This window comes from Rhizobium sp. BK512, from assembly GCF_014194915.1.
Taxonomy (GTDB): domain Bacteria; phylum Pseudomonadota; class Alphaproteobacteria; order Rhizobiales; family Rhizobiaceae; genus Rhizobium.
Window position 1 is genome coordinate 132,449 of record NZ_JACIAS010000010.1, and the last position, 20,364, is coordinate 152,812.

Here is a 20,364-nt window from a genome sequence, read left to right on the forward strand (position 1 = left end):
CTGATGGGCAAGAAGCCTGCATTGGAATTGAGGGACGAAATCGAGGAACGCGCCGGCGCGGATGCGGCCTTCGACTATGCTCCCTTGCCCGGCATCGCCGACGAGATGGTGGACAACAGCGGCGCAATCCGCCCGGTCTGGCAGCGTTTCCTCGCCCATCTGAACCTTATGCCGGAAAAGGATCTGGCCGAGCGTTTTGCCCGCGCCGACCGCTACCTGCGTGATGCAGGCGTCTTCTATCGCGCCTACGGCGCCAAAGGCAGCGGCGAGCGCGCCTGGCCGCTCTCACACATTCCGGTTTTGATCGACGAGCGCGAATGGCAGGCTCTTTCGGCGGGCCTCGTGCAGCGCGCCAATCTCCTCGAAGCGATGGTTGCCGATATCTATGGCGACAACAAGCTCGTCGAAGAAGGCATTCTCCCACCCGCGCTCATCGCCGCCAATCCGGAATTTCAGCGGTCTCTGGTTGGCGTAAAGCCGGCGACCGGGCACTATCTGCATTTCTGCGCCTTCGAAATCGGCCGCGGCCCCGACGGCAACTGGTGGGTGCTCGCTGATCGCACGCAGGCGCCATCCGGCGCGGGCTTCGCGCTTGAAAACCGCGTGGCGACCACGCGATCCTTCTCCGACGTTTATGCCGAAACACCGGTTCACCGCCTCGCTTCCTTCTTCGGCGCCTTCCGCGACGCTCTGCAGACGATGAAACATTCGGGCGACGACCGCATCGCGGTCCTGACGCCCGGCCCGGCCAACGAGACTTATTACGAACACGCCTATATCGCCCGCTACCTCGGCTTCATGTTGCTGGAGGGGGAGGACCTGACTGTCGTCAACGGCCGTGTCATGGTTCGCACCGTTGCTGGCCTGAAGCCGATTGGCGTGCTTTGGCGGCGTCTTGATTCCGCCTATGCCGATCCGCTGGAGCTGAACCAGAACTCTCATATCGGCACGCCTGGCCTTGTCGAAGCGTTGCGCGCCGAAACCGTTACAATCGTCAATGCGCTCGGCACCGGTGTTCTGGAAACGCGCGCCCTGCTCGCCTTCATGCCCGCCGTCTGTCGCCAGTTGCTGGGCGAGGATCTTCGCCTGCCCTCCATCGCGACATGGTGGTGCGGCCAGAAGGACGAACGCGATCACGTGGCGACCAACATCGAAAAGATGGTGATCGGCCCAGCCTATTCCCGTGCTCCCTTCTTCGATGATAGTGGCGAATCCGTTCTCGGCTCGTCGCTGCGCGCCACTGCGAAGACTTCGATCGCGGATTGGCTGACGAGCGACGGTGCAAAACTCGTCGGTCAGGAGGTCGTCACCCTCTCGACGACACCAGCCTGGGTCAACGGCAAACTGACGCCCCGGCCGATGTCGTTGCGCGTATTCGCCGCCCGTACCCCCAACGGCTGGCAGATCATGCCCGGTGGCTTTGCCCGTATCGGCGCGGGAGACGATGCCGCCGCGATCGCAATGCAATCCGGCGGTGCTGCGGCCGACGTCTGGATCGTCAGCGACAAGCCGGTCGAGCGCCACACGCTCCTGCCCGCCGAAGGCAGCTTCACCCGCAACATGCCGGGCAGCCTGCCGAGCCGTGCCGCCGACAACCTCTTCTGGCTTGGCCGCTATATCGAGCGCGCCGAGGGAGCGCTACGCATCCTGCGCGCCTGGCACGGACGCTACGCCGAAGCTGCCGACCCCAGCCAACCGCTGCTTGCAGACGTCACGCAATATCTTGCCGCCGTCGATATAGACACGACCGAACCGGTGCCGGAATCGCTGCTGCGCAATATCGACAGCGCCGTCTATTCGGCGAGCAATATCCGTGACCGCTTCTCGCCGGACGGATGGCTGGCACTGAACGATCTCGCCAAGACTGCCCGCCGCTTCCACTCGACCATCCTGGCCGGCGACGATGCCAGCCATGCGATGACCATCCTGCTGCGCAAGCTTGCGGGCTTTGCCGGTCTCGTGCATGAAAACATGTATCGCTTCACCGGCTGGCGCTTTCTCTCGCTTGGCCGATATATTGAACGCGGCCTGCATATGACACGGCTTCTTGGCCACATGTCCGGCCCGGAAGCACCCGATGGCGCGCTCGACATGCTGCTCGAAATCGGCGACAGCGTCATGACTCATCGCCGGCGCTACAACGTTAATACTGCCCGGCTGACAGTCACCGATCTCCTGGCGCTTGATCCTCTTAATCCGCGCTCGATCCTCTTCCAGATGAACGAGATCCATCGCGAAGTCGAACAGCTTCCGAACGCCTTTATCAACGGCCAGATGTCGCCCTTCTACCGCGAGGCGATGCGGCTGCATTCCGGTCTGGCTGTCATGACCCCGGAGACAATGAACGGTGATGTCTACCACAGGCTCGAACGCGAGTTGGAACATCTCTCCGATCTCTTGGCGCAGACCTACCTCGGATGACGGCCGTGCTCTACGATCTCACCCTGCACATGGGCTACAGCTATGACACGCCGGCATCCGGCGCGCGCCATATCATGCGTCTCATGCCACTCTCGCTGACGAACCGGCAGCGGCTTGTCGCAGGCTCGATCAGCATTTCGCCGCAGCCGGACGAACAGTCGCATTTCGTCGATTTCTTTCAGCATCCGGCAACGTCCTTCCTGCTGCGCTCGCCGCATGAAACGCTCGATATCCGCATGCAGGCCCGCGTCCAGGTCGAAAGCCAGGTCATATCGGCGGATTTCTCGCCGTTGCTGGCCGATCTGCCGGACGAGGTCTCGGGGATCTGGTCGCTCGATCCTGAATCGCCCCACCATTTCCTTGGCGACAGTCCGCGCCTGACGGAAACCAAGGCGATCAGCGAATACGCAAAGAGCTGTGTCCAGCCATCGCTGACCGTCATGCAGATCGCCTATGCGCTCTGCGCCCGCATCAACAAGGATTTCACCTACGATCCGGAAGCGACGACTGTCGACACGACACCGCTGGAGTCCTTCAAGCTGAAACGCGGCGTCTGCCAGGACTTCACGCATGTCATGATCCTTGCGCTGCGCAGCCTCGGCATTCCCGCCGGTTATGTCTCCGGTTTCCTGCGCACCATCCCGCCGCCGGGCAAGGAGCGGTTGGAGGGCGCTGATGCCATGCATGCCTGGGTCCGCGTCTGGTGCGGCGAGATGGCCGGCTGGATCGAGCTCGATCCCACCAACAATATCCCTGCTGGAACCGACCATATCGTCGTCGCATATGGCCGCGACTATGCTGATGTCGCTCCCGTGATCGGGGTGCTCAAGAGTTACGGCAGCCAGCGTTCCGTGCAGGCAGTGGACGTAATTCCGCTCAAATAATCCCGAAACTGGAAAAAACAGCCAGTTGCCGACAATTTTACACACTGGCTTTAGCGGCCATTAAAGTCATCTGGTCCATGAAGAGCCTGATAGGGCTCCTTTGAACCGGTGGACATGATGAACACCCTGCATTCGCTTTTTGATCGCCTGCGGCGCGACCGTGGCGGCAATTTCGGTATCATGACGGCCATCCTGCTGCCTGTGCTTATCGGCACTGCGGGCCTGGCGATCGACTACTCGAATGCGATCCTCTCCAAACGTACGCTGCAGGAAGCCACGGATGCCGGCGCGCTGGCGGCCGCAACCGCACTTGCCAACGGAACGGCGACCAACGCCGCCGCAGCCGAGACCATAGCAAAGGATTTCGTCAGCGGTCAGATGGCCAATTATCTGGATACCTCGGCCATGGACAGCATCAAGGCCGGAACGAGCGTCAAGGTCGATACCAGCACGACAGCAACCAGCAAGAGCTATAAGGTAACGGTCAACAGCTCCTATGCGATCCCCACCACGCCGTTAATCGGCGTTCTCGGCTACAAGACAATGAATATCGGAGCCTCGAGCTCGACTTCGAGCGGCACCAGCGATACCAAGACTGCCCTCTCGATGGAACTTGTGCTCGACCAATCTGGGTCGATGGGCGACAAAACCTCAACTTGCGCCACCTATGATGGCACGAAATGCAAGACTTACGTCATTAAGATCGATGCATTGAAGAAAGCAGCCAGCGCTCTCTTCACGGCATTGAACACCGCCGATCCCGACCACAACCTCGTGCGGACCGGTGCGTATTCTTATAACAACGGCCTAATCTACAAAGATGCGAAAAAGACCCAGATTAAAAGCATGAGTGGCATGGTTTGGGGCACCGCTACGACCTCGACCTATGTTAACAGCATTACCGCAAGCGGCGGTACAGATGCGGCAGAGCCGATGAGGCAAGCGACTCTTTCAATTGCCAAAGCCTCGGACGGTTCGGATGTCGAGAGTCAAGCGCACGCAACCAAGGACAACAAAATCGTATCCCGCTATATCATCCTGATGACCGATGGCGAAATGACCGGCAACACCGGCGTATGGCAAAAGACATATGACCAAAATGTTCGTGACCAGTGCGACGCTACCAAGCTCGCGGGCATCAAGATTTTTACCGTCGCCTTCATGGCTCCGGACAAAGGTAAGCAACTGCTCCAATATTGTGCTTCGCCGGGCGGCAACTATTACGAAGCCGAAACAATGGAAAATCTGGTAGCTTCCTTTACCAGCATTGCAAAGGAAGCAACCAAAGCTCTTACCCTGCTTACAAACTGACCGCCGCAGTCATAATCTACCGCAGCAAAAAAGCCGCTCCGGAACAAACCGGGGCGGCTTTTCGTTTAAACTTTATTCGGCCCATCAGATCGGGAAAACCGATTGAAATCAAGTCCCTTGGGCCTGTCGAATATGAAGGTTCCGCAAATTTTTCGTTTGCCCAATTCCCTTGTTGCAAGTGCGTGATAACGGTGCATAAACTGCCCTGTCGGTGCAAGCGACAAATCGATTGAATCAGGCGTAAGATACTGTAACCAAATCAAAATTGGCGAGACCTGACATGAATACTGTTTCGAAGCCGACCATCCTCTCCCCAGCTCCGCGCAGTTCCCGGCCAGAAATCCTCGCTGAGGAAATTATCGAGCGTCTGACCTACCGCATCGGCAAGGATGCCAAGGTCGCAAAGCCACATGACTGGCTGACCGCAACCATTCTGGTGGTGCGTGACCGCATCATCGACAAGTGGATGGAATCCACCCGCAAGGTCTACGAAACGGGCGCCAAGCGCGTCTACTACATGTCTCTCGAATTCCTGATCGGCCGCCTGATGCGCGATGCCGTGTCCAACCTCAACCTTATGGAGGAGGTTCGCGATGCGCTGGCGTCGCTCGGCGTCGATGTCACCGTCATTGCGGGCCTCGAGCCCGATGCAGCCCTCGGCAATGGCGGTCTCGGCCGTCTCGCCGCCTGTTTCATGGAATCGATGGCCACTGTTGACGTGCCGGCCTATGGCTACGGCATCCGCTACGTTCACGGCCTTTTCCGCCAGCAGATGGCGGACGGCTGGCAGGTAGAGCTCCCCGAAAACTGGCTTGCGCACGGCAATCCCTGGGAATTCGAGCGCCGCGAAAGCGCCTATGAAGTCGGATTCGGCGGATCGATCGAAGTCATTGCCGGTCATGATGAACAGCCGCGCTATGTCTGGAAGCCGGCCGAGCGTGTCATCGCAGCCGCCTTCGACACGCCTGTCGTCGGCTGGCGCGGCAAGCGCGTCAATACGCTTCGCCTCTGGTCGGCACAGCCGATCGACCCGATCCTGCTCGACGCTTTCAACGCCGGCGACCACATCGGCGCGCTGCGCGAGAGCAACAAGGCCGAAAGCCTGACCCGTGTGCTCTATCCTGCAGACGCAACGCCTGCCGGTCAGGAACTGCGCCTGCGCCAGGAATATTTCTTCTCGTCGGCCTCGCTGCAGGACATCCTTCGCCGTCACTTGCAACAGTATGACGACTTCACCTCGCTGCCGGACAAGGTCGCGATCCAGCTCAACGATACCCATCCGGCAGTCTCCGTCGCTGAACTGACCCGCCTGCTTTGTGACGTACACGGCATGGACTTCGATACGGCCTGGGATATCACTCGCCGTACCTTCTCCTACACCAATCACACGCTTCTTCCTGAAGCGCTGGAAAGCTGGCCGGTTCCGCTCTTCGAGCGCTTGCTGCCGCGCCACATGCAGATCATCTACGCGATCAACGCCAAGATCCTGATCGAAGCGCGCAAGGCGCGCAATTTCTCCGATACGGAAATCCGCTCGATCTCGCTGATCGACGAGAACGGTGATCGTCGCGTACGCATGGGCAACCTCGCTTTCGTCGGCTCACACTCGATCAACGGCGTCTCGGCGCTGCACACCGACCTGATGAAGGTCACGGTCTTTGCAGACCTGCACAAACTCTACCCTGACCGCATCAACAACAAGACCAACGGCATTACACCTCGCCGCTGGCTGCAACAGTGCAATCCGGGTCTCACCAATCTGGTGCGCGAAGCGATCGGCGATGAATTCCTCGATGACGCCGAAAAGCTGCGTGCACTCGACAAATTTGCCACGGACCCGAGCTTCCAACAAAAATTCGCCGCCGTGAAGCGCGCCAACAAGGTGGCGCTATCCAATCTCGTCGCCAGCCGCATGGGCGTGAAGCTCGATCCGTCTGCCATGTTCGACATCCAGATCAAGCGCATCCACGAATACAAGCGCCAGCTCCTCAATATCGTCGAAGCCGTTGCGCTCTACGATCAGATCCGCTCGCATCCGGAGCTGGACTGGGTGCCGCGTGTAAAACTCTTTGCCGGCAAGGCGGCACCGAGCTATTACAACGCCAAGCTCATCATCAAGCTCATCAACGACGTCGCCCGTACCATCAACAGCGACCCGTCGGTCCGCGGCCTGCTGAAAGTCGTTTTCGTGCCGAACTACAATGTCTCGCTTGCGGAAGTCATGGTCCCGGCCGCCGACCTTTCCGAGCAGATCTCGACGGCCGGCATGGAAGCATCAGGCACCGGCAACATGAAGTTCGGCCTGAACGGCGCGCTGACGATCGGCACGCTCGACGGCGCCAATGTCGAAATGCGCGACAATGTCGGCGAGGACAATATCGTCATCTTCGGCCTGCAGGCCGATGAAGTCGCCAAGATCCGCAGCGAGGGCCACAATCCCCGTGCGATCATCGAAGGTTCGCGTGAGCTGTCGCAGGCGCTGGCCGCCATCAGCTCCGGCGTTTTCTCTCCCGATGACCGCAACCGCTACACCGGCCTCATCGACGGCATCTATTCCCACGACTGGTTTATGGTCGCCGGCGATTTCGATGCCTATGCTGCCGCCCAGCGCGAGGTCGACCAGATCTGGACCAACCAGTCCTCCTGGTACCAGAAGACGATCAACAATACGGCGCGGATGGGCTGGTTCTCGTCCGACCGCACGATCCGGCAATATGCAGACGAGATCTGGAGAGCTTGATGAAGCCGCCGAAAGCTGCCCCTGAAGTGAAGCTTCCCTGGGAAATTTCGGCAGACGAAATCGCGGCAATCTTCAGTGGATCGCATGCCAATCCCTTTGCCGTCCTGGGCGTGCACCAGGCCGGCGACACCTTCATCACCAGGTGCTTCCTTCCAGGCGCTGAAGCTGTCACGGCAATGACGCTGGATGGAACACCGATCGGCGAGCTCCACCAGCTCCATCCCGACGGTGTTTTCGGCGGGCAGATTTCCGTGACAAAACTCCAGCCCGTTCGTTATCGCGCCCGGCGCGCCGACGCCGAATGGGCAGTGACGGACCCATACAGCTTCGGCCCTGTACTCGGGCCGATGGACGATTACTACGCCAGGCAGGGTTCGCATCTCCGGCTCTTCGACAAGATGGGCGCCCATCGCATCAAGCATGAAGGCGGGACCGGCATCCATTTTGCCGTCTGGGCACCGAACGCCCAGCGCGTTTCCGTCGTCGGCGATTTCAACAATTGGGACGGACGACGTCATGTCATGCGCTTCCGTTCCGACAGCGGCATCTGGGAAATGTTTGCTCCCGATGTTCCGCTTGGCGTTCCCTACAAATTCGAAATCCGCGGTCAGGATGGCGTCCTTCTGCCGTTGAAGGCGGACCCCTTCGCCCGCCGCAGCGAACTTCGTCCGAAGACGGCCTCGGTGACGGCTGCCGAACTGGTGCAGGATTGGCAGGACGAGGAGCATCTGAAGCACTGGCGCGAAACCGACAAGCGCCGGCAACCAATCAGTATCTACGAGGTGCACGCAGGCTCCTGGCAGCGCTGGCAGGACGGCTCCATGCTGTCCTGGGACGAACTTGCCTCGAGCCTCATCCCCTATTGTGTCGACATGGGCTTTACCCATATCGAATTCCTGCCGATCACCGAACACCCCTATGACCCCTCCTGGGGCTACCAGACGACCGGCCTATACGCGCCGACCGCCCGCTTCGGTGAGCCGGAAGGTTTTGCCCGTTTCGTCAACGGCTGTCACAAGGTTGGCATCGGCGTCATTCTTGATTGGGTGCCCGCACATTTCCCGACCGACGAACATGGTCTGGGCTGGTTCGATGGTACCGCCCTTTACGAACACGCCGACCCGCGAAAGGGCTTTCATCCGGATTGGAATACGGCGATCTACAATTTCGGCCGCACCGAAGTCGTCTCCTACCTCGTCAACAACGCGCTCTACTGGGCCGAGAAATTCCATCTCGACGGCCTGCGCGTCGATGCGGTCGCATCGATGCTCTACCTCGACTATTCGCGCAAGCACGGCGAATGGATCCCGAACGAGTATGGCGGCAACGAAAACCTGGAAGCGGTCCGTTTCCTGCAGAATCTCAATACCCGCATCTACGGCGAGCATCCCGGCGTCATGACCATCGCGGAGGAATCGACGTCCTGGCCGAAGGTGTCCCAGCCGGTCCACGAAGGCGGCCTCGGCTTCGGCTTCAAATGGAACATGGGCTTCATGCACGATACGCTGAGCTACATGAGCCGCGATCCCATCCATCGCAGGCATCACCATAATGAGCTGACCTTCGGCCTGCTCTATGCCTATTCGGAGAATTTCGTCCTGCCGCTGTCACATGACGAAGTCGTGCACGGCAAGGGTTCGCTGATCGCCAAGATGCCCGGCGACGACTGGCAGAAATTCGCAAATCTGCGCGCCTACTATGCCTTCATGTGGGGTTATCCCGGCAAGAAGCTGCTCTTCATGGGGCAGGAATTCGCTCAATGGGCCGAATGGAGCGAAAACAAATCGCTCGACTGGAACCTGCTGCAATACCGCATGCACGAAGGCATGCGTCGCCTGGTGCGCGACCTCAACTTCACCTACCGCAGCAAGGCTGCACTCCACGCCCGCGACTGTGAGGGCGACGGCTTCGAATGGCTGATTGCGGACGATTACGAGAACTCTGTCTTTGCCTGGCTGCGCAAGGCGCCCGGCCAGAAGCCAATCGTCGTCATCAGCAACCTTACACCTGTCTATCGCGAGAACTATTCGATCCGGCTGCCTTCGCCGGGGCGCTGGCGGGAAATCCTCAATACCGATGCCGACATCTATGGGGGCAGCGGAAAAGGCAATGGCGGGCGCGTGCAGGCCGTCGATGCCGGCGGCGAGATCAGCTGCTCGATAACCCTGCCGCCGCTGGCGACGATCATGCTTGAACCTGAGAATTAGTGACTGGTGGGAGGAGAAAATGGTAGAAAAACGCATTCAGCCACTTGCCCGCGATGCAATGGCCTATGTTCTGGCCGGCGGTAGGGGAAGTCGCCTCAAGGAACTGACGGACCGGCGCGCCAAGCCAGCCGTCTATTTCGGCGGCAAGGCGCGCATCATCGACTTCGCATTGTCCAATGCCTTGAATTCCGGCATCCGCCGTATCGGCGTCGCCACGCAGTACAAGGCGCATTCGCTGATCCGCCATATGCAGCGCGGCTGGAACTTCTTCCGTCCGGAACGAAATGAAAGCTTCGATATCCTGCCAGCCTCCCAGCGCGTCTCCGAGACGCAATGGTATGAAGGCACCGCCGACGCCGTCTATCAGAACATCGATATCATCGAGGATTACGGCGTCGAATACATGGTCATCCTCGCCGGCGACCATGTCTACAAGATGGACTACGAATACATGCTCCAGCAGCATGTCGATTCCGGCGCTGATGTAACGATCGGCTGCCTGGAAGTACCGCGCATGGAAGCGGTCGGATTCGGCGTCATGCATGTCAACGAGAAGGACGAGATCTTCGCCTTCATCGAAAAGCCGGCCGACCCGCCGGGCATTCCTGACAAACCGGATTTCGCGCTGGCCTCGATGGGCATCTACGTCTTCCGCACGAAGTTCCTGCTCGATCTGCTGCGCCGCGATGCGGCCGACCCGACCTCAAGCCGAGACTTTGGCAAGGACATTATCCCTTACATCGTCAAGAACGGTAAGGCCGTTGCCCATCGTTTCGCCAAGTCCTGTGTGCGTTCGGATTTCGAGCACGAGCCCTACTGGCGCGACGTAGGGACGATCGACGCCTACTGGCAGGCCAATATCGACCTGACGGCCATCGTCCCCGCTCTCGATATCTATGACAAGTCCTGGCCGATCTGGACCTATGCCGAGATCACTCCACCGGCGAAATTCGTCCATGACGACGAAGACCGCCGCGGCTCGGCAACCTCGTCCGTCGTCGCCGGCGACTGCATCATCTCAGGCGCAAGTCTCAACCGGAGCCTTCTCTTCACAGGTGTCAGGGCCAATTCCTTCTCCAAGCTGGACGGAGCGGTCATTCTGCCCAATGTGAAGATCGGGCGGCGCGCGCAGCTCAAGAACGTTGTGATCGACCACGGTGTCGTCATCCCGGAAGGTCTTGTCGTTGGCGAGGACCCAGAACTCGACGCGCGGCGCTTCAGACTGACGGAAAGCGGCATTTGCCTGATCACGCAACCGATGATCGACAAGCTGGATATCTGACTTATGAAAGTTCTTTCGGTCTCGTCCGAAGTCTTCCCTTTGATCAAGACAGGGGGCCTTGCCGATGTGGCAGGCGCCCTGCCCATAGCCCTCAAATCCTTCGGCGTTGAAACCAAGACCCTCATGCCCGGCTATCCCAGCGTCATGAAGATGCTGCAGAACCCGGTCGTCCGCCTGGAGCTTCCAGATCTGCTCGGCCAGCCGGCAAGAATATTGGAGGTGGAGCATCAGGGTCTCGACATCCTCGTGCTTGACGCTCCGGCCTATTACGACCGCCCCGGCGGTCCCTATCTCGATACGACAGGCAAGGATCATCCGGACAATTGGCGCCGTTTTGCCGCCCTGTCGCTGGCAGGCTCCGAGATCGCCGCAGGCCTACTGCCGGGCTGGCGGCCTGATCTGGTGCATGCCCATGACTGGCAGGCTGCGCTGGTGCCAGTCTATATGCGCTATTACCCGACGCCCGAGCTGCCGAGCATCCTGACGATCCACAACATTGCCTTCCAGGGTCAATTTGGCGCCGACATCTTCCCCGGCTTGCGTCTGCCGCTTCATGCCTTTGCCACCGAAAGTATAGAATACTACGGCACCGTCGGCTTCCTGAAGGGTGGCCTGCAGACCGCCACGGCCCTCACCACGGTCAGCCCCTCCTATGCCGATGAAATCCTGACCTCTGAATTCGGCATGGGACTGGAAGGTGTCATCGCCAGCCGCCGCGACGTGTTGCATGGCATTGTCAACGGCATCGACGCCGACATCTGGAATCCGGCGACCGATCCGGTCGTCCACACGCATTACGGCCCGACGACGCTGAAAAATCGGCTCGAAAACCGCAGGTCGATCGAGGAATTCTTCCATCTCGACCATGACGATGCGCCGATCTTCTGCGTCATCAGCCGCCTGACCTGGCAAAAGGGCATGGATCTTGTCGCAAGCACTGCCGACAGGATCGTCGCACTCGGCGGCAAGCTCGTGGTGCTGGGATCCGGCGAGGCAGCCCTCGAAGGCGCGCTGCTGGCCGCCGCCCACCGTAATCCCGGCCGTATCGGCGTTTCCATCGGCTACAACGAGCCGATGTCGCACCTCATGCAGGCTGGCTGCGACGCGATCATCATACCCTCGCGCTTCGAGCCTTGCGGTCTCACCCAGCTCTATGGCCTGCGTTACGGCTGCGTGCCGATCGTGGCGCGCACCGGCGGTCTCAACGACACCGTCATCGACGCCAACCATGCCGCACTTGCGGCAAAGGTGGCGACAGGCATACAATTCGCACCCGTAAACGAAGAAAGCATGCTACAGGCACTGCGCCGCGCCATGCACCTTTACGCGGATCAAAAAGTCTGGACCCAATTGCAAAAGCAAGGCATGAAGTCGGATGTCTCTTGGGAGAAGAGCGCCGAACGTTATGTTGCCCTGTATTCAAGCCTCGTCTCGAAAGGCATGTGAGCTAAAATGATCAAGTCCGTTCCCTCCACGCCCTATCAGGACCAGAAACCCGGCACCTCGGGTCTGCGCAAGAAGGTTCCCGTCTTCCAGCAGCCGAACTATGCGGAGAACTTCATCCAGTCGATCTTCGATTCACTGGAAGGCTATCAGGGCAAGTGCCTGGTCATCGGCGGCGACGGACGCTACTACAATCGCGAAGTCATCCAGAAGGCGATCAAGATGGCCGCCGCCAATGGCTTCGGCAAGGTCATGGTGGGCAAGGGCGGCATTCTTTCGACACCGGCAGCCTCTCACATCATCCGCAAATACAAGGCTTTTGGCGGCATCATTCTCTCGGCCAGCCATAACCCTGGTGGCCCGACCGAAGACTTCGGCATCAAATACAACGTCAACAATGGCGGCCCGGCGCCGGAAAAGATCACCGACGCGATCTTTGCCCGCTCCAAGGTGATCGACAGCTACAAGATTGCCGATTTCGCCGACGTCAACATCGATCGCATCGGCAAGGAAGAGCTGCCGGGTGGAACGATCCTCTCGGTTATCGACCCGGTCGAAGACTATGCCGCGCTGATGGAAGAACTTTTCGATTTCGGCGCGATCCGTAATCTCATCAGCCTTGGCTTCCGCATCGCCTTCGATGCCATGAGCGCCGTGACTGGCCCCTATGCCAAGGAGATCTTCGAGAACCGTCTCGGCTCTCCCTCGGGCTCCGTTCGCAATTTCATGCCACTGCCGGATTTTGGCGGCCATCATCCGGATCCGAACCTCGTTCATGCCAAGGAGCTCTACGACGAGATGATGGGTGAGGATGCGCCCGATTTCGGCGCCGCATCCGACGGCGACGGCGACCGCAACCTCATTATCGGCCGCGGCATTTTCGTAACCCCGTCCGACAGTCTTGCGATCCTTGCTGCGAATGCCAATCTGGCGCCCGGCTATTCCGGCGGCCTCGCCGGTATCGCACGCTCCATGCCGACATCGGGCGCGGCCGACCGCGTGGCTGAAAAGCGCGGCATCGGCATTTACGAGACCCCGACCGGCTGGAAATTCTTCGGCAACCTGCTCGACGCTGGCATGGCGACGATCTGCGGCGAAGAAAGCGCCGGCACCGGTTCGAACCATGTCCGCGAGAAGGACGGTCTCTGGGCCGTCCTGCTATGGCTGAACGTTCTGGCCGTACGCGGTGAAAGCGTGCAGGACATCGTGACCCAGCATTGGCAGACTTACGGCCGCAATTATTATTCCCGTCATGACTATGAAGGTGTCGACAGCGATGCCGCAAACGGCCTGGTGGACAATCTGCGCGCCCAGCTTTCTACGCTGCCCGGGAAGACCTTCGGCGATCTGACCGTCGAAAAAGCAGATGATTTCGCCTATCACGATCCGGTCGACAAATCGGTCAGCGAACATCAGGGTATCCGCGTCCTGTTTGCGGGCGGCTCCCGCGTGGTCTTCCGCCTTTCCGGCACCGGCACGTCTGGCGCAACCCTTCGCGTCTATATCGAGCGCTATGAGCCGGATTCGACTCGCCATAATATCGAAACGCAGGAAGCGCTCGCGGATCTGATCGCGGCCGCCGAAAGCATCGCAAACATTCGTGAGCGCACGGGACGCAACGAGCCGACCGTGATCACCTGATCCCGGGGGGCATATGGGGGGCAACAGTTCCGCGCAGGGCGGCGCCATCGTTTTCGAAACAGGCGTTGAATTTTCTGTCTGGTCGCATCATGCAGCGCAGATTGATCTCTGCCTCTTCGACGATGCCGACAAGGAATATGCAAGGCTCCCCATGGCCCGCGACAGCGACCATGTTTTCCGCCTTTTCGTCGATGGATTGAAGGAAGGCGCCCGCTACGGCTACCGGGCGGATGGTATCTATGCTCCGGACAACGGCCTCTGGTTCGACCCTTCAAAACTGCTGATCGATCCCTATGCCAAGGCAGTCGACGGGCCATTCCACTACGATCCGCGTCTTGGCATCTTCGGTGAAGATACGCAGCATCTGATACCGAAGTCGGTCGTCACCAAGGACGCGCCTGTCAAGATTCAAAAGCCGCTCTTCAAACAGGGCGGCTTTATTTACGAGGTGGCCGTCAAGCCCTTCACCATACTGCATCCGGACGTGCCGGAAGCTCAGCGCGGCACGGTCGCCGCCCTTGCCCATCCCTCCGTCGTCGCTCATCTGAAACGCATCGGCGTCGATGCCATCGAGCTTATGCCCATCACCGCCTGGATCGACGAACGCCATCTGCCGCCGCTTGGACTGACGAATGGCTGGGGCTACAATCCTGTCGCCTTCATGGCGCTGGACCCGCGTATCGTGCCAGGAGGTGTCGCGGAACTGAGCGACACCGTGGCGAAGCTGCATGAGGAAGGTATCGCCGTCATCCTCGACCTCGTCTTCAACCATACGGGCGAAAGCGACCGATACGGCACGACGCTGTCACTCCGCGGCATCGACAATCTTAGCTACTATCGCCACGTGGCGGATCGGCCATCCGTGCTCGTCAACGATACCGGCACCGGCAATACGGTTGCCTGCGACCATCCCCATGTCCAGCGGCTCATCATCGACAGCCTGCGCCATTTCGTCCGCAATGCAGGCATCGACGGCTTCCGCTTCGATCTGGCTCCGGTTCTCGGCCGCACGGCAAACGGTTTCGACCGAAACGGAACGCTGGCTGCAATTCTCGCCGACGATCTGCTCGGCGATCGCATCATGATTGCCGAGCCCTGGGATATCGGTCCAAGCGGCTATCAGCTCGGCAACTTTCCGGCACCGTTCCAGGAATGGAACGACCGTGCCCGCGATGACGTCAGGTGCTATTGGCGCGGTGATGACTGGAAGACTGGTTCACTCGCGACGGTGCTCGCCGGCTCGTCGAACATCTTCTCGGCCAACGGCGGAACAGAAACCCGCAGTGTCAATTTCCTCGCCGCCCATGACGGTTTCACGCTCATGGACCTCGTGTCGTACAACGGCAAGCACAACGAGGCGAACGGTGAGAACAATCGCGACGGCCACAACGAGAACCATTCCTGGAACAACGGCGTCGAAGGCGAAACCGCCTATCCTGTCATCCGTGAACGCCGCAAGGCTGATGTCAGGGCGCTGATCTCCACCCTCTTTGCCAGCCGCGGCAGCATCATGCTGACGGCCGGAGACGAAGGTGGTCGCACGCAGCATGGCAACAACAATGCCTATTGTCAGGACAACGAGATCACCTGGGTCGACTGGAAGCAGCTGGACGAGGGCCTGATCGCCCACACAGCCTTCGTCGCAGCGCTTCGCCACCGCTTCTCGGTCTTCTCCGACCTGGGCTTCTTCTCCGGTAACGGCGATGTGGAATGGATTTCGCTCTCCGGCGAGCCGATGACAACAGGCGAATGGGAAACGCCGTCTTTCTCCACCCTCGGCATGATCCTTGCGACCGAGGATCGCTCCAGCCGCAAACAGACCCGCCTCGCCGTCCTGTTCAATCGCTCAGAACAACACCAAGTCTTTACGCTTCCCTCAGCCGGCGAAGCAAACTGGCGGCAGCTTGTACCGGACGGTGCGCGAAAAGTCGGCGGCCGCGCTACCGTTGAACCACGTTCTGTCGCCTTTTTCGTGGAAAATTGATCCACGAAACACGCTAGTGCGAATCATTATCGCAATCGTCATGAATGCGCGATAAGGCTTTGCGGCTACGGCTTTTTACGAGGAATGCATGGTCATGGATATTTCGCTCTCGGAGGTCCGGGGGCTGGTCGGCACGGAAACAGGATTGTCTGACTGGATCCTTGTCGATCAGGAGATGATCGATGCCTTTGCCGGAGCAACCAGTGACCATCAGTTCATTCACGTCGATCCTGTTCGCGCTGCAGCCGAAAGTCCTTTCGGCGGAACCATCGCCCACGGCTTCCTGACGCTCTCGCTGTTGTCGACGATGAATTACAATTGCTTGCCCAAAGTGCGCGAGCAGACGATGGGCATCAACTACGGTTTCGATAAGATCCGCTTCATGTCGCCGGTCAGGAGTGGCACCCGCATTCGCGGCCACTTCGTGCTCGCGGACGCCCGCTTTCGCGGCGCCGGCATGCTGATGACGACCTATGATGTCTCGATCGAAATCGAAAACGAAAAGAAGCCGGCACTGACCGCCCGTTGGATCACCATCATCCAGTTCGACCCGAAAGACCGGCCGGAAGACGCCTAGGTTCTTTGCGGGTCTTAGTGGCTCGCATCCTCTGCGCCTTCGGCGAGCAGTCCAAAAACAAACTCCGAAAACGACCGCCAGCATTCCACCCGGAACGTATCGTCCTCGGTGCGGAAGAGCACGATCTCGGCCTTGCCGAAGATTGTCCGCGAGCAAGCGCCCACCGGGAAAATCTCCAGCGAGAGATCCTGCGGGCAGCCGGCCGACAGCGTCACCTCGGCACCCGGTCCGGAAACTATGATACCCACATTGCGGTGAGAAACATCGACCGCCGAATGAAGAGCATCCGCCCCGGAAAGAAGCGACAGAAGATCCGAGCCGGCCTCGTCGATAACGAGCCACTCGTCCGGTCCCAGCCAGAGCGCCGAGCGTCCTCCGGCACTGCCGGAGGTCTTGGGCGCTGTCGGCAAAGTCACCCCCAGCGCAGAAGACAGCACGGATACGGATTCGGCCGGCCCACGCAGCGCAAGACGGGTCGCGACCGGTGCTACCGTCAGGCGCACCGTCGCCGAACCGGCAAGGAGACCGGAGAGAGCCGGCTTGCGAATTGCGACCTCAGCCATGGATACGGCCTCCTTCCTTGTCAAAGAACACCAGATCCGTCACCTCGACCGGAATGGTCCGATCCGGCATCGGCACGTAGAGCGTTTCGCCCACCAGATTGCGGCCACCTTCGACCAACGCAAAAGCAATCGAACGACCGCAATTTTCAGACCAGTAGGCCGATGTTACGTGGCCGAGCATCTTCATCGGCTTCGGCTGGTTCGGGTTGGCGACGATCTGCGCCCCCTCCTCCAGCACCAGCTTCGCATCCTTTGTCGCGAGACCGACGAGCTGCTTGCGGCCTTCCTTGACGAGATCAGGTCGCTTCAGCCCGCGAATGCCGACAAAATCCGCTTTCTTCTTGGAGACCGCCCAGGAGAGGCCAGCGTCATCGGGCGTCACCGTGCCATCCGTATCCTGGCCGACGATGATATAGCCCTTTTCCGCGCGAAGCACATGCATGGTCTCCGTGCCGTAGACGCAGGCGCCGAGCGGCTCCGCATTGGCCCAGACCGCTTCCAGCACCGACTGCCCGTAATCGGCTGGCACATTGATTTCGAAGCCTGTTTCACCGGTGAAGGAGACGCGGAAGAGACGCGCCGGAACGCCCGCCACCTTGCACTCGGCCACACTCATGTGCGGGAAGGCCTCGTTGGAAATATCAAGCCCTTCGATCAGAGGCGCGACGATCTCACGTGCTTTCGGTCCTTGCACCGCGATAACAGCCCATTGCTCGGTGACAGAGGTCAGCCAAACCTTCAGATGCGGGAACTCCGTCTGCAGATAGTCTTCCATGTGGTTGAGAACACGCGGCGCCCCACCGGTCGTGGTCGTGACATGGAAACGGTCATCGGCGAGACGACCGACGACGCCGTCGTCATAAACGAAACCATCCTCGCGCAGCATGATGCCGTAGCGGCATTTGCCAGGTTTCAGCGTATCCCAGGCATTGGTGTACATGAGGTTCATGAATTCGGCGGCATCCGGCCCGACGACCTCGATCTTGCCGAGCGTCGAAGCGTCGAAGATACCGGCGACCTCACGCGCCGTGCGGCACTCACGGGCAACCGCCTGATGCATCGTTTCACCGGCGCGCGGATAAAACCAGGCGCGCTTCCAGTTGCCGACATCCTCGAAGACTGCGCCCTTGGCTTCTTCCCAGCCATGCAGCGGAGTCTTGCGCGTAGGGTCAAACAGCGGCCCACGCGAATGCGCGATCAGTGCACCATAAGTCACCGGCGTATAGGGCGCGCGGAAGGTGGTGAGGCCGACCTGCGGAATATCCTTGCCGAGCGTTTCTGCGGCAATGGCCAGACCATGCATGTTGGACAGCTTGCCTTGATCGGAGGCCATGCCATTCGTCGTAAAGCGCTTGATGTGCTCGATCGAATGCATGCCTTCGCGTACCGCAAGGCGGATATCCTTGGCGCAGACATCATGCTGGAAGTCGATGAACGCCTTGGCGTTCGTCTCCGGTCCGGCCCCTTCGGCAGCACCAATCATGCCGCCCGTCCAGTCGAATGCCTGTTCGACGGAAACACCGATCTTGCTGCCGGTCTTTTTGCCGACGGCCTGCGCCATCAGTTCACCGGCGGCGAGCGATTCCTCGACGGTCTGCTGCAGTCCATCCGTACCGTTGCAGGCGCCCACGGAAAGGCAGTCCTGCGCATAGGTGCCGGGCAGGAAACGCTGCGTCTCGGCATCGAAGGCAACCTTGCCGCGCGACTGTGAGAAAAGATGCACGGAGGGTGTCCATCCGGCGCAGACGAGCAGCGCGTCAACGCTGATTTTGCGCGGTGACCCGCCGCCGTTGCGCGCGACCGTCATCGAAGAAATGCGAAGCGCACCCGACGTATTGACGACCGACTGGCCGGTCAGAACATCGATGCCGAGCGCACGGGCTTCAGCGAGCACTGCAGCACCCGGCGCCTGCCTGACATCGACGATCGCGGCAATCGAAATGCCTGCTCGTTTCAGGTCGAAAGCAGCCTCGTAGGCAGAGTCATGGGCCGTATAAACGCCGACCGTCTGGCCGACGGCAACACCATAGTGATTGAGATACATCCGCCCGGCCGAAGCGAGCATGATGCCGGGGCGATCATTGTTCGGGAACACCATGTGCCGCTCGATGGCACCCGTCGCCAGGATGACGCGCTTGGCGCGGACCTGCCAGAGCCGTTCGCGCGGCAGATCGCGGCCGGGGCGGGCGATATGATCCGTGACACGTTCGACAAGGCCGACGAAGTTGTGGTTGTAGTAACCGAAGGCCGTGGTGCGCGTCAGGACCTCGACATTCTCTATGGCCTTCAGCCGGGCAAGGGTCTTCTGCACCCAGGCGTAACCATCAAGCCCATCCACCTTCACGCCGGCATCGAAGCGCAACGCGCCGCCGGCTTCCGCCTGCTCGTCGCAAAGCACGACTTTCGCGCCGGCTTCCGCAGCGGCCAATGCCGCCGAAAGGCCGGCAATGCCGGCACCGACGACCAGCACGTCGCAATGGGCGTAGCGGCCGGCGTAGTGATCCGGATCATCCTCCGTCGGCGCGACACCAAGACCTGCAGCACGGCGGATCATCGGCTCGTAGACGCGCTTCCAGGCGGCCCGCGGCCACATGAAGGTCTTGTAGTAGAAACCCGCCGCGAAGAAGGGCGAAAACAGGTTATTGACCGCACCGACATCGAAGGAAAGCGACGGCCAACGGTTTTGCGACTTCACGATCATGCCGTCGAAGACTTCCTGCACGGTTGCCCGCACATTCGGCTGCTTGCGGGCGCTGTCGCGCGCGACATCGATCAGCGCATTCGGCTCCTCGGCGCCCGCCGAAAGAATGCCGCGCGCGCGATGATACTTGAAGGAACGTCCGACAAGGTGCACACCGTGGGCAATCAAGGCCGAGGCGACGGTATCGCCTTCGAGCGCCGTATAGCTCTTGCCATCGAAGGTAAAACGCGCAGTCCTCGCGGGCGTCAGCCGGCCCTTGCCGACGATACGGTTCGCGCCGCTCATTGCGCCTCTCCTTCAACAGCTTCATAGGTCTCGGCCGCTGCGCCGATCTCAGGCTTCGGTTCGCCGGCCTTGTAGGTCATGATGAACTTGTCGCTCACGGTATCGCGTGCCGCATTGAAGAAGCGCCCGCAACCATGCATGTGGCGCCAACGTTCGAAAATCAGGCCTTTCGGGTTATCGCGCAGGAAGAAATATTCCTCGAACTCTTCATCCGAGATCGAAGTGATATTGGTCGGCCGGGCGATATGGGCGTCGCCGGCACCCCGGAATTCGAGCTCCGAGCGCTCTTCCTGACAGTAAGGGCAGTAGATCAGCAGCATGATTG

Annotated in this window: 13 protein-coding genes; 10 read left to right on the forward strand and 3 right to left on the reverse strand. The window is 60.1% G+C overall.

The features are described 5' to 3' along the window. Positions 1–3: 3 nt before the first annotated feature. The 10 genes from FHX06_RS29755 to FHX06_RS29800 all read left to right on the forward strand — a co-directional run bounded on the left by FHX06_RS29755 (position 4) and on the right by FHX06_RS29800 (position 16,490). On the forward strand, positions 4–2,421 hold the full coding sequence (locus FHX06_RS29755; RefSeq protein ID WP_183881857.1) for a circularly permuted type 2 ATP-grasp protein: 2,418 nt from the start codon (positions 4–6) through the stop codon (positions 2,419–2,421). Beyond that, positions 2,418–3,305: a transglutaminase domain-containing protein gene (locus tag FHX06_RS29760; protein WP_112968775.1), complete on the forward strand. Its 888-nt coding sequence runs from the start codon at positions 2,418–2,420 to the stop codon at positions 3,303–3,305. The genes FHX06_RS29755 and FHX06_RS29760 overlap by 4 nt, the downstream gene beginning before the upstream one ends. A 117-nt stretch (positions 3,306–3,422) precedes the next feature. Next, the gene (locus FHX06_RS29765) at positions 3,423–4,616 is read left to right on the forward strand and encodes a vWA domain-containing protein (RefSeq protein WP_113015566.1); all 1,194 of its coding nucleotides are present in this window, start codon (positions 3,423–3,425) and stop codon (positions 4,614–4,616) included. 280 nt (positions 4,617–4,896) lie between these two features. Next, positions 4,897–7,356 carry a glycogen/starch/alpha-glucan phosphorylase gene (locus FHX06_RS29770; RefSeq protein ID WP_112544181.1) on the forward strand — a complete coding sequence of 820 codons (2,460 nt, stop codon included), beginning with the start codon at positions 4,897–4,899 and terminating at the stop codon, positions 7,354–7,356. Beyond that, positions 7,356–9,563, forward strand: a complete 2,208-nt coding sequence (glgB, locus tag FHX06_RS29775) for a 1,4-alpha-glucan branching protein GlgB (protein WP_183881859.1) — start codon at positions 7,356–7,358, stop codon at positions 9,561–9,563. Before FHX06_RS29770 ends, glgB begins: the two co-directional genes overlap by 1 nt. A 19-nt stretch (positions 9,564–9,582) precedes the next feature. Continuing rightward, the gene (gene glgC / locus FHX06_RS29780) at positions 9,583–10,845 is read left to right on the forward strand and encodes a glucose-1-phosphate adenylyltransferase (protein WP_112544185.1); all 1,263 of its coding nucleotides are present in this window, start codon (positions 9,583–9,585) and stop codon (positions 10,843–10,845) included. 3 nt (positions 10,846–10,848) lie between these two features. Then, positions 10,849–12,291: a glycogen synthase GlgA gene (gene glgA, locus FHX06_RS29785; protein ID WP_112968773.1), complete on the forward strand. Its 1,443-nt coding sequence runs from the start codon at positions 10,849–10,851 to the stop codon at positions 12,289–12,291. A gap of 6 nt (positions 12,292–12,297) precedes the next feature. Next, positions 12,298–13,929, forward strand: coding sequence for an alpha-D-glucose phosphate-specific phosphoglucomutase (locus FHX06_RS29790; protein ID WP_112968772.1), 1,632 nt, complete (start codon positions 12,298–12,300; stop codon positions 13,927–13,929). Between the two features lie 13 nt (positions 13,930–13,942). Next, complete coding sequence (gene glgX, locus FHX06_RS29795; protein ID WP_183881861.1) at positions 13,943–15,913, forward strand: glycogen debranching protein GlgX; 1,971 nt, start codon at positions 13,943–13,945, stop codon at positions 15,911–15,913. A gap of 88 nt (positions 15,914–16,001) precedes the next feature. Then, the gene (locus FHX06_RS29800; RefSeq protein ID WP_112968770.1) at positions 16,002–16,490 is read left to right on the forward strand and encodes a MaoC family dehydratase; all 489 of its coding nucleotides are present in this window, start codon (positions 16,002–16,004) and stop codon (positions 16,488–16,490) included. 14 nt (positions 16,491–16,504) lie between these two features. On the opposite strand, the gene FHX06_RS29805 is transcribed toward FHX06_RS29800, so the two are convergent. The 3 genes from FHX06_RS29805 to FHX06_RS29815 are packed head-to-tail and all read right to left on the reverse strand — an operon-like array spanning position 16,505 to position 20,359. Then, entirely contained in the window at positions 16,505–17,053 is a 549-nt protein-coding gene (locus FHX06_RS29805) for a sarcosine oxidase subunit gamma (RefSeq protein ID WP_183881864.1), read from the reverse strand. Next, positions 17,046–20,039, reverse strand: coding sequence for a sarcosine oxidase subunit alpha (locus FHX06_RS29810; protein WP_183881866.1), 2,994 nt, complete (start codon positions 20,037–20,039; stop codon positions 17,046–17,048). The genes FHX06_RS29805 and FHX06_RS29810 overlap by 8 nt, the downstream gene beginning before the upstream one ends. Beyond that, a complete protein-coding gene (locus tag FHX06_RS29815) occupies positions 20,036–20,359 on the reverse strand; it encodes a sarcosine oxidase subunit delta (RefSeq protein ID WP_183881868.1) in 324 nt (107 codons plus the stop codon). The genes FHX06_RS29810 and FHX06_RS29815 overlap by 4 nt, the downstream gene beginning before the upstream one ends. Between the last annotated feature and the right edge of the window lie 5 nt (positions 20,360–20,364).

What these genes read in the sequence shown, in the direction of transcription:
- FHX06_RS29755 (WP_183881857.1), top strand. Translation starts at nt 4, where the DNA reads ATGGGCAAGAAGCCTGCATTGGAATTGAGGGACGAAATCGAGGAACGC.
- FHX06_RS29760 (WP_112968775.1), top strand. Translation starts at nt 2,418, where the DNA reads ATGACGGCCGTGCTCTACGATCTCACCCTGCACATGGGCTACAGCTAT.
- FHX06_RS29765 (WP_113015566.1), top strand. Translation starts at nt 3,423, where the DNA reads ATGAACACCCTGCATTCGCTTTTTGATCGCCTGCGGCGCGACCGTGGC.
- FHX06_RS29770 (WP_112544181.1), top strand. Translation starts at nt 4,897, where the DNA reads ATGAATACTGTTTCGAAGCCGACCATCCTCTCCCCAGCTCCGCGCAGT.
- glgB (WP_183881859.1), top strand. Translation starts at nt 7,356, where the DNA reads ATGAAGCCGCCGAAAGCTGCCCCTGAAGTGAAGCTTCCCTGGGAAATT.
- glgC (WP_112544185.1), top strand. Translation starts at nt 9,583, where the DNA reads ATGGTAGAAAAACGCATTCAGCCACTTGCCCGCGATGCAATGGCCTAT.
- glgA (WP_112968773.1), top strand. Translation starts at nt 10,849, where the DNA reads ATGAAAGTTCTTTCGGTCTCGTCCGAAGTCTTCCCTTTGATCAAGACA.
- FHX06_RS29790 (WP_112968772.1), top strand. Translation starts at nt 12,298, where the DNA reads ATGATCAAGTCCGTTCCCTCCACGCCCTATCAGGACCAGAAACCCGGC.
- glgX (WP_183881861.1), top strand. Translation starts at nt 13,943, where the DNA reads ATGGGGGGCAACAGTTCCGCGCAGGGCGGCGCCATCGTTTTCGAAACA.
- FHX06_RS29800 (WP_112968770.1), top strand. Translation starts at nt 16,002, where the DNA reads ATGGTCATGGATATTTCGCTCTCGGAGGTCCGGGGGCTGGTCGGCACG.
- FHX06_RS29805 (WP_183881864.1), bottom strand. Translation starts at nt 17,053, where the DNA reads ATGGCTGAGGTCGCAATTCGCAAGCCGGCTCTCTCCGGTCTCCTTGCC.
- FHX06_RS29810 (WP_183881866.1), bottom strand. Translation starts at nt 20,039, where the DNA reads ATGAGCGGCGCGAACCGTATCGTCGGCAAGGGCCGGCTGACGCCCGCG.
- FHX06_RS29815 (WP_183881868.1), bottom strand. Translation starts at nt 20,359, where the DNA reads ATGCTGCTGATCTACTGCCCTTACTGTCAGGAAGAGCGCTCGGAGCTC.